Here is a 13,927-nt window from a genome sequence, read left to right as displayed (position 1 = left end):
GTGAAAACTGCACTACTATTTGGTTCAACTGGATTAGTTGGAGGTCATGTTTTAAATCAACTTATTCAGAACGATAATTACTCTAAAATTAAAATATTTGTTCGTTCCTCAACTGAAATAAACAATTCAAAAATTCAAGTAATTCAAACTAATTTTAATAATTTAGAAAAACACAAAGAAGAGATCGAGGGAGATGAATGTTATTTTTGTATTGGGACAACAAAAAAAAATTCTCCTGACAAAAATGAATATCAAAGAATTGAATTAGATATTCCAAAACAAGTAGCCCAAATTGCAAAATCTAATAATATTAATTCTTATTTTTTTGTGTCTTCAGGATACGCAAACTCTAAAAGTTCAGGAGATTATTTAAAATATAAGGGCCTAGTAGAAGAAGAGATCTTAAGTTTGGGTTTTTCTAAAATAGGAATTATGAGACCCTCATTTATTTTGGGAAATAGAAAAGAATTTAGATTGGGAGAGAAAATAGGAATAATTATTTTTAAACTCCTAAATCCTTTATTTGTTGGACCATTAAAGAAAATGAGATCAATTCATTCAGAAACAATCGCAAAAGCAATGATTAAACTTGCGAATAGTAATATTGATCAAAAAATCTTCGAGTCAGATCAAATTTCAGATTTAGTAAAATAAATTTATTTTAAGGTACAATGACTATTTTCTACGATACACCCAACTTTTTCCATTTCTTCGTCAAATATTTTTGGATGTCTTAAAGCATAAATATTTTTTAAATAATTAATTCCATACCGTTTAAATTTTCCATCTTCTGTAAGTGCTCCGGATTCGTGTCCATATGAAACCACTGTTTCTAATAAATTTCCTTTTTTGTCATAGAGAACTGTTTCTCCATAACAATTACAAAAATAACTTCTGTTCTGCTTAGGCTCAATATCAATAAAAATAGATGTTCCTCTTATTCCAATTGTGCCGTGTGGGATTTCAACATTTAATTCCTCTTGTCTTTTTCCAAAAACTGCATGAACAGAGCCTTTGATAACTTTTAATAAGTTTTTTGAGACAAATTGAAGTTTAGTTTCAGGTCTTATCAAATAAAAATCATCTTTAACTTTGATTATTGATTTTTCATCTTTAGTTTCAATTGTAGAATTATTTAAATCCTGAAAATTTAATTCTGCTTCCTTGCCATCTATGAAAAATTTTCCTGATAATACTTTATTAGTTTCGGAGGCAAATGCGAGCTTTGGACTTAATCCCCAAGCAATCATAATTTGACTTACAGTTTTTATAAATTTTCTTCTGTTCATTTGAATTAATTTTATACCTGAAATTTAAAGATGAGGTTATACAAAATTTTTATACTAAGCCTAATCTTACTACTGATTTTCCAGCATCAATTAGAGCCCCACTTGCTGGTTTAAATTCAAAACCAATTAAATCCTCAGCATATTTTGTCTCTGGTTTCATCTCTAATTCAAGATCAGGGATCATTGTTTTTGCACTTGAATCTAACATGCTAATAAATTTCACCATAAAATTTGGTAAAGTTTTTTTAGGAAGTTTTTTTGCATACTCTGGTAAAGCTTCAGCTAATATTTTTGATGTCTCAAGTAATGTTTTAACTTCTTTTCCAATAATTAATCTTCTGCCACCAACTTTTGAATTTCCTAAGCAAGCTACATGAGATTTTGCAACATCTTTAACATCAGATATTAGTATTCCCCATTTAGGTGTTGCTGGAAACTTGCCTTTTAAAAATTGTCTAACATATTCAATCGAAGTTCCACCTTTAACATCCAAAGCATCTCCAAACACTCCACCAGGATTTATACAAGTAAGTTTACTTTTAATCCCTTTACTTTCCATTAATTCCCAGGCTGCTTTTTCAGCAACTGTTTTAGATAAAAAATAATCATTAACTCCTTCAACCCAATTTTCATCTGTCCAATCATTTTCGCTAAATGAATAAGGATTCGATCTATTTGGCTTTCTAAACATTGCTGCTATTGAAGATGTAACTACAAATTGTTCTGCATTTGCTTTGATGCCAGCATTTAAAACCCTTAAAGTTCCATCTTTTGCAACTGGTATTAAATTTTCTCTATTTTTTGAGACCTTCATCGGAAAAGGGGAAGCCATATGAATTATATATTTACATCCCTTTGCAGCTTCTTCCCAACCTTCGTCACTTAAAAGATCGAGTTTTATAAAAGATAACTTATCTATCGAAGCATATTTACTAATTGTCTCTTTTGTTTGAGAAATTACGTCATCACTTCTAACTGTTCCTAAAACATCATAACCTGAATTTAATAATTCTATTGCAGTATGTTTAGCTATCCATCCACTTATTCCAGTTAATAGCACTCTATCAGTCATAACATTTCTCCTTTTAATTAGTTATTAATTGTAATCTCAAACTAATGAGATAAGAATTTTTCTGCTTCTAATGCAGCCATACATCCCATACCAGCTGCTGTCACTGCTTGTCGAAAAGTTTTATCTTTGACATCACCTGCAGCGTAAACTCCAGGAATATTAGTTTCTGTAGAATCTGGTTTTGTAATTAAATAACCTTCTTTATCCATTTCTAATTGATCTTTGAAAAGTTGAGTTGCAGGATCGTGACCAATTGCAATAAATAATCCATCTAATTTAACTTCTTCTGTTTTTTCAGTTTTCAAGTTTTTAATTTTTATACCCTTTACATTTTTTGGTTCACTATCCCCTAAAACATCCTCAACAACAGAGTCCCAAACAATTTCAATTTTTTTATTTTCCATCAATTTCTTTTGAAGCATCTTTTCAGCTCTCAAACTATCTCTTCTATGAATTAATTTTACTTTTGATGCAAATTTTGTAAGAAACATAGCTTCCTCTACTGCAGCATTACCACCTCCAACTACAGCAACTTCTTTATCTTTAAAAAAGAAACCATCACATGTAGCACATGCTGAAACTCCAAACCCTCTAAATTCTTGTTCAGATTTAATGTTTAACCATCTTGCTTGTGCACCAGTTGAAATAATTATGCTATCTGCGGTATATTTTTGTCCACTATCACCCACAGCTTCAAATGGTGTAGATTTTAAATTTACTGAGCCGATATGATCTTCAATCATTTCTGTTCCAACAGCTTTTGCTTGATCCCTCATTTGATCCATTAGCCATGGTCCTTGAATTACTTCCGCAAAGCCTGGAAAATTTTCCACATCAGTTGTAGTTGTTAATTGTCCGCCTGGTTGAGCTCCGTGAACAAGGATAGGATTCAACATTGCTCGTGCAGCATAAACAGCAGCTGTGTATCCGGCAGGACCAGATCCAATTATTAACACTTTTGTGTGTTTAGTTGGATTTTGACTCATATGGAAGCTATATAGTGATTAATGTCTAAATTAAAAGGTTTATTATTAACTCAAGGAATGCATGGAATGATTAGTCAAGTCGAGGGACTTGCTAAAGCACTTGATATTGATTTTACTCACCACAAGGTTGAACTGAAAAATATTTGGAAACTTGTTCCACCAAAATTTACTCCAATTTCTCAAAATGTTTACAAAAAGATTGAAGATAATGATTTTGATTTAATAATCTCATGTGGAAGAAAGAGTGTAATTCCATCTATTCACTTAAAACATATTTCTAAAAAAAAAATCTTTAATATTCATATTCAAGATCCAAAAATAGATTTTAATCATTTTGATTTTATTGTTGCTCCAGAACATGATGGAATTAATGGCGATAATGTTATTAGCACAAAGGGAGCTATTCATTATCTTTCGGAGAAAGAAATTGAAGAAAATAAAGATTATTTAAAATCTTTTATCAAACAAGATGAGAGAAAAATTTGGTGCTTAATTATGGGTGGACCAACAAAATATTATGATTATTCAACTAAAAATATGAAACATATTTTCTCAATGTTTTATAAATTAATGAAGAAACATGATTTTCAATTAGTTGTAATCCCATCAATGAGAACCCCAATAAATACAATTCATTATGCAAAAGAGTTTTTTGGAGAAAATCACACAGTAATTATGAATGTAGATAAAAAGGCATATTTATCTGCATTAGCTTTATCTGAAAATATCATTGTTACATGTGACTCTAGCTCTATGATCTCTGAGGCTGCTTTGACAGGCAAACCAATCTATGTTGCTAATATTTTACCAAAAAAGAATGATAAAAGATTCCAAAGATTTAGAAACTTATTTAGAGAACTAAATATCACTAGAAACTTAGGTGAGGAAATAGAAAATTGGAACTATGAAAAGCTAGATGAAACTAATAGAGTAGCAAAAATTATTAAAGAAAAAATTCAATCTTAATGTCATTTTTAAATTCCATAAAAAATAATTCAAAAAAATATGATACACCATTTGATCATTGGGAGTATGGCAATGCTCTATCTGAAGGAGCAATTGATGAAATTATTAAAGCAGATATTCCAAATTTAAGTGAGCATAATTTGAATTATGATGGAACCCGTGCAATTGATGGAGGGGCAGCAGAATTCAGAGAAGGTATTTCCTCTGGCGGTAAAGCAATAAAATTTAGATGTTTTGTAACAAAAGAAAATAGTTTGCAATTTCCAAATCTTGTTAAATTTATAAATGAACTACAATCAAAAGAAACATTCGAGACAATATCTAAAATGATCAATAAAGATTTATCAAACTCATACGTCAGGGTAGAAGTGATTTGTGATAGAGAGGGTTTTTGGCTCAAACCACACTGTGATATTAAAGAAAAATTAATGTCAGGATTAATTTTTGTAAATAAAACTAATGAATCTGAAGATTTAGGGACTGATTTTTATAATGAAAAATTAGAGAAAGTTAAAACATTGCCTTACAGAAACAACTACGGTTATCTTTTTACCAGCGGGCCAAATACTTGGCATGGCATGGAAAAAAAGAGCATTCTTAAAGAAAGACGATGTTTACAAGTAAACTATGTGACCTTCGAAACAGATTGGAAAGTAAATAATTAAAATTTATTCAAAGAAATTAATCCAGATTTTGGATCAATAATTTTTTCATTTAAGGTAGCAACTTTACCAACTGCAAAACCGGCATTCTCAATTACCTTTTTAAAGTCTTCTTCAGAAAATTTTGGAGTATTTTCAAAGTTAATAAAAGCAACTCCTTCTGGCCATGAAACTTCAACATTACCCTCACCTGTTGCAGCTTTAAGTTCTTTTTCAACTTTTGCCTGGCATGCCATACAAACCATTCCATCTACAACTCCAATCATAGCAACTTCTGCTTTGACTATGTTTTGAAATAATATTAATGATGTAAATAAAACTAGTAAGATTTTTTTCATAATTCTTTTATAAACTATTTTTTTTAATTTAACATACCCATATTGGGTAATACTATTGAAATTTATTTATGAATATAGAAATGCTTTCAAATCCCTCAGAGTTAAAAGATACCAGATCGAAAATAGAAGAGTTTTGTAAATCAAACTTACCACATATCGAATTAGCAAGCGTAACTTTAGCAATTGATGAGGCTTTGCAAAATGTAATTCGTTACTCGTATAAAATGAAAAAAGATCAAAAAATTGATTTAAATTTAGAAATTATAAACAACGATGAGCTTAAAGTAATAATAACTGACTACGGTGAACAAGTACCTTTAGAAACGATTAAACCAAGAGATTTAGATAAAGTCAGACCTGGTGGTTTAGGAGTATACTTCATAAAGAAAACTTCTAAATTTTGTGAATACAAACACAATGAGGTTGGTCCTGGCACAACTTTAACTTTAATTTTTTAACTATTCCTCTTTAACTAGTTTTGGCTTTGCACATTTATAAAATTGATTAGACCCTCTTAATGATTTTTGTAACAACGCTAATTCATTAGAATTTTGGCTGTAAGTTAAATTTGTCTGAAGTCCCCCAATGGATCCAACAGAGGAGAAAGATGATGGGGTTTGTTTACCCATCTTAAAATTTACTTTTGTTTTTGAATTATTAATTTTGGTTAAAATAATTTGTTTTCTCTTCTTTGAGTAAACCCAAACTGTTGTATTTTTTTTATTTTTACAACTTAATTGATAAATATTTGCATTAGAATTTTTAGGAATAAAAGCTATAACAATTAAAACGATGGTAAATTTTAAAAAAAATTTAAATAACATTAAAATATTCTTTTTAGCTTTTTTTGCATTTTTAGCAGCTAACTATCTTTATAATAATATCATAACAAAATCCACAGCTAACAATGTAAAGTTTTTAGAAGTTGAAGTTGAGTTAAAAGGTAATGTAGATTTCAATTTAAAATGTGAAGGAGCAAACAATCCAAATCCTTCAAGTGTAAACAGAGGCCTAGGTGAACAAACTGAAAGTAATTGCACTGGTACTGGAACCTTTTCCGCAATAGTTCCGCAACAAAGATTTACTGAAAGTTCAAATTAATCTACTCAACTAATTTTTTGAGCTTTAAACCCTCAAGACATTTTTCCATTGTAAACATTCCATCTTTGGCAGATGTTTGAAGAGTAGATTGAATTTGTTCTGTTTTACCTTCTCTAATTAAATTTCTTATTGCCGGTGTCCCTGTCATTACTTCATGACAACCAATTCTTCCTCCACCTTTCTTTTTTAATAATTGTTGAGACATGACTAATCTTATTGATCCTGCTAACATTGTTTGCGCTTGTTCTTTTTGAGCTGGGGGAAATACATCTAAAATTCTTGTAATTGTTGATGACGCGCTACTTGCATGTAAAGTTCCAAAAACTAAGTGACCAGTTTCTGCAGCAGTTAATGCTAAAGAAATAGTTTCAAGATCTCTCATCTCTCCAACTAAAATTACATCAGGATCTTGTCTAAGTGCAGATTTTAACGCTTTTGCAAAACTACCAGTATCTTTTCCAACTTCTCTTTGAGAAATAATACTTTTTTTAGCAGGGTGAACAAACTCAATAGGATCTTCAATTGTAATTATGTTTTCTGCTCTATGAGAATTAATTTGATCTATCATTGCAGCAAGTGATGTAGATTTACCAGATCCAGTTTGTCCTGTAACAAGAACCAATCCTGTTTTGTGAGTAATTGCTTCATGTGCTGCAGGTGGCAAACCTAGTTTTTCAATATTTGGAATCTCACTTATAATTTTTCTAAGAACCATACTTGGTCCATATGAAGAATAATAACCGTTTGCTCTAAATCTCTGTCCATCAACAACAACAGCAAAATCTAAATCACCATTGCTAATTAAATAATCATATTGCGCTTTATCTAAAGATTGTTTCCAAAAAGTTTCTATATCTTGTCTTGAAACAATATCTTCGCTGAAAACTTTAATCTCACCATTTTCTCTGATTGCAAATGGTTGATTCGATCTGATGTGGATATCTGACAAATCATATTCTTTTGGATATGATTTTAATTTATCATGAAGACTCATAAATGTTTTGATGCTCTAAAAGTTATAGCTTTTCAAGTTTTTTTTAATATTGATACATATATAAAGTAACACAACTAATGCTTGTGTACCGATTCGGTATTTATTATTGTGATTTTATTCGGTTTTTATAAAAAATTATGATTGATAAAATTGGACCTCCTATTGCAAAAGCTTTTGCTCCTATCATTAAATTAATAGGAAAAAATCACTCAAAAAAAGAAAAAGTAATAGGTGTAGTTTTTAGAGATAAATTTATTCAAGCTGCAGAAATTTCATACAAAAAAGGTGTTTGTAAAATTGATAATTTCTCTAATCAACAAATAGCAGGAATTGGAGAAGACCAAGATTTTTTATCCGCAACAACATATTTAAGTGATCAAGTAAAAAATGCATTAGACTCTATTAAGACTAAAACAAAAGACATTGCCGTTTCTTTAGATACATCCAAAGCACAAATTTATAATTTACAAATTCCAATTATGGATGAAGAAAGTTTAAGGGAAGCAACTGCTTTAGGTGGATTTTGGGATCAGTTTGATGAAACACCTGAAAATTTAGATGAATTTGAAACAAGTTATTCTGTTATGAATACAAATGAAGAGCTTGGTGTAATGGATGTAGTTTTAGTTGCTATGGAGATAAAGTTTGTGGAAACTTATTCGAATATATTTAGGCTTGCAGGTTATAATCCTGTGGTAATTGATCTTGCACCTTTCGCTCATGTTAACTCTCAAGGAATACTTCTTGGGAAAGAAGGTTTTGAAACTCCAAATGTTATTTTCAATTATTCAAAAGATGAGAAAAGTATTACTATTTGTTCCAATAAAGGTTTTCAGTATTCAGAATTAAATATTATTGAAGCAGATCAAGTATTGCTTGATACAGTTGAGGAAGTTGAGAGTGTTGAAACAGAATTTTGGGATGAAATTTTTGAAAGACTTGGTTCTCAAATTAAACAGTATTTAGTTGAGTATGAAACAAAGTATGAATTTGATCCTATAAACATCATCACAGTAATTTCAGATAAGTCAAAAATTAAAAATGTTTCAAAAGGAATTGAGCGACAATTGGGAGATGTTGTTGTTAAGCTTTATAATCCAGAAGACTCCGCTGAAATTTCTGATAGTGCAAAAAAATATATAGATTCACTTAGCAATAAATCTCTTGCATCGGAAGCAATTGGTATAGCATCAAGAAAATTAAATTCTTTTAATCTAGAAACTAACGAAATAATTTCAGTAAATCTTTTATCTAATTTTGATCAGGTAAAAACTAACAGAAGATCAAAATCTTTAGGTAATTTTTGTTTAATGATTTCGATGATTTTTGTTTTGGGTATTATTGGACACATTGTTCCATTTAAAATTTTTAAATTAATGAACAATTCATCTAAATTAGCTGCCACTAAAATTTTAGAGGAAGATCTTGAAAGTAAAAATAATCTTTTGCAAGGTTATAATGCAAAAATCGATAGCATTAATGAAGATAAAAGAATTGCAGCAGCCTTTGGATCAAATTTAAAAACAACTGCAAATCTTTATGCAAGTTTAGATCAAATAGTTCCAAAAAATATAAGATTGACTAGTTTTGGAATACAAGAAAAACATAATATTTTATTTTCTGGTGTAGCTATGAACGACCAAGCTGTGGTAAATATGATGAATAGTTTTTCAGAAAATGAAGTTGTTAATGATAGTAAAATTGAGGCATTAGTTGAATTTTCTAAAGAAGATCGAATAGCTCTTTACACAGTTGCTGGACAACCTGATCTAAAAGAAGAAGATTTGCCAAAAGAAAAAATAACAAAAAAATTTAACTCAAGATTATCTTTAAAACCTCTAGCTGATGAAGTTTTTGACGATGAAACAATAGTTTCAGATTTATTAGAGGCAGGTAAAAAATAATGTTGCTAAGATTTATATTAACAACCATCTTTGTATTGTATTTCGGCAATTCTTTCAGCAGTGATCCATTTACAAATGAAATTGGTATTGTAAGAGAGCCAGAAGTCGTAGAGATAAAAGTTGAAGATATCGTCGAAACTGAGACGGATTTAGCAATAGAGGAAGAAGCTCCTGAAATAGAATTAGCAGAAGAAATTATTGAGAAGACGGACCAGGTAAATGAAGTTGTCGAGAACGAACCCCAGGACACAGAAATTGTTACAGTTTTGAATATTGATCCGATCATCGCATATTCTCTAAAAGATTATTTGCTCAAAGGTGTTGCGCTAAGTAAAGAGTCTGCTCATCAATTTCAAAGAGCTAAAGTAAAAAAAATCGATAGAGCAAAAACACCTACAACTCATACCGTATCGGAAAACGATACAATTGAGAAAATTGCTTTTAGATATGGATTTTCTTTAAGAGAAATCGAAGTTGCAAATGCAATTTATCCTGGATCAAGAAAATTAGTAGTTGGTGATAAAGTAGTTATACCAAATAGATTTCATATCGTAAAAGAAGGTCAAAACTTAAAAACAATTGCTGAGAGATATAATTTAAGCGCAACACAACTTGCTTCTTACAATAATTTAGAAGATGAAAATATTATTTTAATTGGTGATAAATTATTACTACCTTTCTTTATTCATGTAACAAATGAGAATGAAACAATAGCTGATATTGGCAAAAGATATGAAAGAGAAATAAGCGAATTAATAGAATTTAATGCTTTTGATAAAAACACAGTAATATTAAATGAAAATCAATTAGTAAAAATTCCAATTTATACTAATGAGAATATTTCTTATGAAAACTTAGACAAGAAGAGTATTAACGATTTTAAAATAAATAGAAAAAATCTTGCAATAATTGAAATAAGTAACAGTCAATTTATGGTTAGAGAGGGAGATAGAATAGGTAACAGAGATGGCGTGATAGTCTCAATTGAAAAAAATAAAATGATTGTTTTAGAGGACAATATTGAATATGAATTTTTAATTAATACTCCAATAGTAGGAATGGCAATTGCATCTTTACCACAATCAAATAATGAAGATATAATTAATGATGATGTGAACAATGATGATACAAATATTGAAAATCAAACAGAGAATAATGAAAACGATAACAATGATAACGACAGTGAAACAGTAACTAATGTTGAGGATTTATTCAATTAATGACAAAATTTATTAAATTATTACTAGTATTAACACTGTCTATATTACTGGTAAGTTGTAGTAGTTCAAAAAGGCCTAAAATGGCTTATGATCAAAAGGATAAAGGAGCTGTTCAAGAAATTGAGTCTTTCAATGTAAAAGCAAGCGCTGAAAATTTTAGACAAACTGCAGAACAATTTAATCAAGATTCAAATGATATTTTAAATAAAAATAAAAAAGAGGAAAAGTTAGTAAGAAGAATTTCTTTAACAGAGGGTAAGGCGCTAGAAAAAAAATCACTTAAACTAATTGATAGAAATTTAAAGATTAAAAAATTAGAAGATACCGAAGTAAGTTTAAAGCTTAATAATATGAATATAAGATCAGCTTTAAAATTACTTGCTGGATTGGTTCAGAGAAATATCATCATAGGTAATGAAGTTGATGGAGAAATAACTATAGACTTTGAAAATATAAAATGGGGTTCTGCTGTTTATGCCATTTTAGATATTAATAGTTTAATTATGACTGTTGATGAAGACTCTGGTCTGTTAAGAGTTCATACAAAAGAATTTTTTGCTGAATTAGAAAAAGCCAAAATAGACAATACAATAGAGGAAAATAATAATTTAGCTTCCTTAGATATTGGAGGCTCAGTTTCAAACGAAGGAGATGGTTCAGAACCTTTGGTTACAGAGATCTTTAAAGTCTTTTATCAAAGTTCAACAGATTTAGTAGAATCTCTTGGGGAAGTTATGGGTGAGACCGAAGGTTTTACTATGGTAGATGATGAAAAAAATAATCAAATTATAATCACAGGCACATATGCGCAATTAAATCAGGCAGAGAACATTCTAAACAAAATTGACTTGGAAAAAAAACAAGTAATGATCGAGGCTTATATTGTTAATGCAACTGATGGCTTTAATAAAAACTTTAGTGCAAACATAGATGCATTAAATGCTGCGGCAACTGCAAATGGAAAAGACCGAATAACCTTTTCAGGGATTGATACTAACCCAGGAAACACAACTTCTATAACACCTGTAGCAGATACGAATCCTGAGGCTATATCTAATGCAGATTTATCAGATGCAGTCAGTTTGGCAGGAGGAGCATTTTTGCTTGGAAATATAGGAATGACAAAGATCAAAGCTGTAATCACTGCATCAGTGAAAGACTCTAATACAGAAACAGTTTCAAATCCAAAACTATTTGCAATGGACGGTGAAGAAGCAACTCTTACTCAAGGTACAACTTTAGTAAAAGTAATTCCAGCTTCAGGTGATGCTGCAGGATCTACAGTAGAAATTCCACAAAATTTAAGCATCACGGTGAAACCAGAAATTGTTGGAGAAAGTAGAGTAAAAATTGAATTATCACTTGCAAATGATGCACCAGGTGAAAGCTCAGGTGATGACGTTGTAACGAACGAGGAATCGCTTACATCTATAGTCCAAATTAATGCTGGTGATGTAGCTGTACTTGGAGGTGTTTATAAAAATACTAGAGAAAACAGTGAAACTTATGTGCCGTTCTTCTCAAAAATTCCATTACTAGGAGCATTTTTTAGACAAACAACTGATAAAGACGATAAAACTCAACTGTTAATATTCCTAAGTGCAAATGTTGTATAAGTTATAATTTTTATTATAACTTTAAACATGCCTTCAATAAATCCTGAAATAAGTATTAAGATTTCAAACCTTTTAAAAACTAGTGGAAAATTATCTGAAGCAAATTTTAATGAGGCTAAAAAAAAATACGATAGTAATGGCAAGGTTCCCCTTGGAGTTCTAGAGTATTTAATTGATGACAAATTAGTAAGTGAAGATGATATTGTTTCAGCAGTTTCAAGAAATTATGCTTTACGTAAAACTATTCTAACTGAGCAAAATATTAAAAAAGAAGCTGTAAAAAAACTTCCAAAAGATTTTATAATGGAAAATGAAATGCTTCCATTCGAATTAAATGGGAGAATTTTGAAAATTGCTTTATTTGATCCAACCAAATCTACATTGGCAGGCAAGATTAAAAGCATGACAGGATGTAATGTAGAGCTATATGTTGCTAAACCATCAAATTTGGATCAAGCTCTAAAGTTTAAATCTGTAATTGAAGCAACACAAGAGTCTGCAAACTCAACAAATAATCAAGCACAAAAATCATCACTTTCAAAACCAAATTTAAATGTGAAGGTCCCGAATGTAAAAATTACGCAAGGTGAAAATGCTGTAGTTGAGTTTGTTGATAAACTTTTAAACGAGTCTTTTTTTAGTGGTACGAGTGATATCCATATTGAAATTTTTAGAAGAGGTGAGGCAAGAGTAAGATTTAGAAAAGATGGTGTCCTTCAAGAACAATTACAATTTAAACAATTTTTGATGGAGAATTATAATGCAATAGTGACAAGACTAAAGATTATGTCGGGTTGTGATATTTCTGAAAAAAGGTTGCCACAAGATGGAAAACTTCAATTTAAAAATCCACAACCAAAAAATGAAGATGATGTTGATATTGATGTTAGATTTTCAGTTATTCCAGCTAAAGAAGGTGAAAGAGTTGTTATGCGTTTACTTGCTGCTGGACCAGATCTTGGTTTAGAGCAAATCGGTCTTGATAAAGAAGATTACGATAACTTGGTCACAGCTATAACCGCTCCCCAAGGGATGGTTTTGGTTACAGGCCCAACAGGTAGTGGTAAAAGTACAACTCTTTATGGATGTATTAAAAAAATAAATAATCCTGGAACAAATATAATGACAGCTGAGGATCCAGTTGAATTTTATTTAAAAGGAGTAGGTCAAATTCAAGCTAACAATGAAATTGGTTTAACATTTGAGGCAATATTAAAATCTTTCTTAAGACAAGACCCAGAGGTAATTCTAGTTGGAGAGATAAGAGATAAATCTACCGTAGATATTGCAATTAAAGCCGCTTTAACTGGACACTTGTTATTAAGTACACTTCATACAAATGATGCAGTGTCTACAGTTGTCAGATTAGTAAATATGGGTGTTCCAAGTTTCATGGTTGCATCAGCTTTAAGTTTAATTGTTGCTCAAAGGTTAGCAAGAAAGAATTGTTCTTCTTGTACCGTGGATGATGACAAGGCAACAAGAGAAAGTTTATTACAACTTGGTTTTAAAGAAGAAGAGTTAAATACTTTTACCCCCAAAATGGGTGCAGGTTGTGCAGAATGTAATAACACTGGATATAAAGGAAGACAAGGAATTTACGAAGTGTTAAAAAAAACTCCCAACTTAGAAGCAGCGATATTAAGAGATGCTAGAGGAGATGAAATGCTTGAAGTTGCAATTAAGGATGGTTTCAAAACTATGCAAGTTATTGGCAGAAATTTTATTAAAAAAGGTATATTATCTGTTGAAGAATATTCTAGAATTTTAGTAGTTTAG

15 protein-coding genes are annotated in these 13,927 nt (G+C 30.3%); 9 read left to right on the top strand and 6 right to left on the bottom strand.

Going from position 1 to position 13,927, the window contains the following annotated elements; translation table 11 throughout:
• Entirely contained in the window at positions 1-654 is a 654-nt protein-coding gene (locus AMN99_RS03080; protein ID WP_075506372.1) for an NAD(P)H-binding protein, read from the top strand.
• 2 nt (positions 655-656) lie between these two features.
• Here AMN99_RS03080 and AMN99_RS03075 read toward each other — a convergent pair whose 3' ends face one another.
• Genes AMN99_RS03075 through trxB form a run of 3 tightly spaced genes read right to left on the bottom strand, consistent with a single transcriptional unit; the run spans position 657 to position 3,347 of the window.
• Positions 657-1,289, bottom strand: coding sequence for a FecR family protein (locus AMN99_RS03075; RefSeq protein WP_075506371.1), 633 nt, complete (start codon positions 1,287-1,289; stop codon positions 657-659).
• Positions 1,290-1,338: 49 nt separating this feature from the next.
• On the bottom strand, positions 1,339-2,361 hold the full coding sequence (locus AMN99_RS03070; protein WP_075506370.1) for an NAD-dependent epimerase/dehydratase family protein: 1,023 nt from the start codon (positions 2,359-2,361) through the stop codon (positions 1,339-1,341).
• A gap of 41 nt (positions 2,362-2,402) precedes the next feature.
• Positions 2,403-3,347, bottom strand: a complete 945-nt coding sequence (gene trxB, locus AMN99_RS03065) for a thioredoxin-disulfide reductase (protein ID WP_075506369.1) — start codon at positions 3,345-3,347, stop codon at positions 2,403-2,405.
• Between the two features lie 21 nt (positions 3,348-3,368).
• Between trxB and AMN99_RS03060 the strand changes: the two genes are divergently transcribed.
• On the top strand, positions 3,369-4,313 hold the full coding sequence (locus tag AMN99_RS03060) for a mitochondrial fission ELM1 family protein (protein WP_075506368.1): 945 nt from the start codon (positions 3,369-3,371) through the stop codon (positions 4,311-4,313).
• Positions 4,313-4,978 carry a hypothetical protein gene (locus AMN99_RS03055; RefSeq protein WP_075506367.1) on the top strand — a complete coding sequence of 222 codons (666 nt, stop codon included), beginning with the start codon at positions 4,313-4,315 and terminating at the stop codon, positions 4,976-4,978. The genes AMN99_RS03060 and AMN99_RS03055 overlap by 1 nt, the downstream gene beginning before the upstream one ends.
• On the opposite strand, the gene AMN99_RS03050 is transcribed toward AMN99_RS03055, so the two are convergent.
• Positions 4,975-5,313, bottom strand: a complete 339-nt coding sequence (locus AMN99_RS03050) for a heavy-metal-associated domain-containing protein (protein WP_082255146.1) — start codon at positions 5,311-5,313, stop codon at positions 4,975-4,977. The two genes, AMN99_RS03055 and AMN99_RS03050, sit on opposite strands and share 4 nt — an antisense overlap.
• Before the next feature lie 68 nt (positions 5,314-5,381).
• Here AMN99_RS03050 and AMN99_RS03045 point away from each other — a divergent pair, with 68 nt between their 5' ends.
• Positions 5,382-5,771 carry an ATP-binding protein gene (locus AMN99_RS03045; protein ID WP_075506365.1) on the top strand — a complete coding sequence of 130 codons (390 nt, stop codon included), beginning with the start codon at positions 5,382-5,384 and terminating at the stop codon, positions 5,769-5,771.
• On the opposite strand, the gene AMN99_RS03040 is transcribed toward AMN99_RS03045, so the two are convergent.
• Positions 5,772-6,137 (bottom strand): hypothetical protein, encoded by a 366-nt coding sequence (locus tag AMN99_RS03040; RefSeq protein ID WP_075506364.1) that lies wholly within the window; start codon positions 6,135-6,137, stop codon positions 5,772-5,774.
• On the opposite strand from AMN99_RS03040, the gene AMN99_RS03035 reads away from it, so the two are divergent.
• A complete protein-coding gene (locus tag AMN99_RS03035) occupies positions 6,106-6,414 on the top strand; it encodes a hypothetical protein (RefSeq protein ID WP_075506363.1) in 309 nt (102 codons plus the stop codon). The genes AMN99_RS03040 and AMN99_RS03035 overlap by 32 nt on opposite strands.
• 1 nt (position 6,415) lies before the next feature.
• Here the strand turns inward: AMN99_RS03035 and AMN99_RS03030 are convergent, their stop codons facing one another.
• On the bottom strand, positions 6,416-7,408 hold the full coding sequence (locus AMN99_RS03030; RefSeq protein ID WP_075506362.1) for a type IV pilus twitching motility protein PilT: 993 nt from the start codon (positions 7,406-7,408) through the stop codon (positions 6,416-6,418).
• Between the two features lie 137 nt (positions 7,409-7,545).
• Here AMN99_RS03030 and AMN99_RS03025 point away from each other — a divergent pair, with 137 nt between their 5' ends.
• The 4 genes from AMN99_RS03025 to AMN99_RS03010 all read left to right on the top strand — a co-directional run bounded on the left by AMN99_RS03025 (position 7,546) and on the right by AMN99_RS03010 (position 13,927).
• Entirely contained in the window at positions 7,546-9,312 is a 1,767-nt protein-coding gene (locus AMN99_RS03025; RefSeq protein ID WP_075506361.1) for a type IV pilus biogenesis protein PilM, read from the top strand.
• Positions 9,312-10,532 (top strand): LysM peptidoglycan-binding domain-containing protein, encoded by a 1,221-nt coding sequence (locus AMN99_RS03020; protein ID WP_075506360.1) that lies wholly within the window; start codon positions 9,312-9,314, stop codon positions 10,530-10,532. The genes AMN99_RS03025 and AMN99_RS03020 overlap by 1 nt, the downstream gene beginning before the upstream one ends.
• An 80-nt stretch (positions 10,533-10,612) precedes the next feature.
• Positions 10,613-12,148, top strand: a complete 1,536-nt coding sequence (locus AMN99_RS03015; RefSeq protein ID WP_075506359.1) for a secretin N-terminal domain-containing protein — start codon at positions 10,613-10,615, stop codon at positions 12,146-12,148.
• A gap of 27 nt (positions 12,149-12,175) precedes the next feature.
• On the top strand, positions 12,176-13,927 hold the full coding sequence (locus AMN99_RS03010) for a GspE/PulE family protein (RefSeq protein WP_075506358.1): 1,752 nt from the start codon (positions 12,176-12,178) through the stop codon (positions 13,925-13,927).

The organism is Candidatus Pelagibacter communis (genome assembly GCF_001180225.1).
Taxonomy (GTDB): domain Bacteria; phylum Pseudomonadota; class Alphaproteobacteria; order Pelagibacterales; family Pelagibacteraceae; genus Pelagibacter; species Pelagibacter ubique_D.
This window is presented reverse-complemented; position numbering and strand designations above follow the sequence as displayed.